A 591-nucleotide genomic window follows, 5' to 3' on the forward strand; every position below is an offset into this window, starting at 1 on the left:
CAAATGCAGCAAGAGACCAAGTTGGACGAGCTTAAGTCCGAAGAAGTTTCGTGGATTCTCGGAACGGTATTGGTTGCGGAAGATAACCCAATCAACCAAAGCGTGATTTCAATGCAGCTACGTGAGCTTGGTATCGAACCTGTGATTGTGAACAACGGCCGTGAGGCTTGGGAGTACATCAACCAAGATGGAAACGTCGTGTTGCTGCTGACCGATTTTCACATGCCAGAAATGGATGGCTATGAACTGATCAAACATGTGAGGGCGTCTGGTTTCAAATCGCTGCCAATCATCGGTGTGACGGCGGAGGATGCTCGCCTTGCCAGTGAGCGCACACAAGACATCGGTATTGATGATGTACTTTACAAGCCTTACGACCTCAACAAATTGAAAACCGTTTTGGTGCCATTTATTGGCAAGAAAGAAAAGACCCGATTACCGGATTGGATTAAACGTTTTAAAACGCAAGACGCAAAAGAAATTGCGCGTGTGTTTAGCCAATCTATGGCGACGGATATTGAAAACCTACAAGCTGCCTCGACTGAGCGAGATAAAAAGCGGGTTATCCACGGCATCAAAGGTGCGGTTGGG

1 protein-coding gene is annotated in these 591 nt (G+C 47.2%); it reads left to right on the forward strand.

Features of this window, described 5'->3' with window-relative positions; translation table 11 throughout:
- The coding region (locus R8N47_RS26775) for a response regulator (protein ID WP_318186310.1) at nucleotides 1-591 on the forward strand (591 nt) is incomplete at both ends.

The sequence above is a fragment of the Vibrio sp. 2132-1 genome (assembly GCF_033344315.1).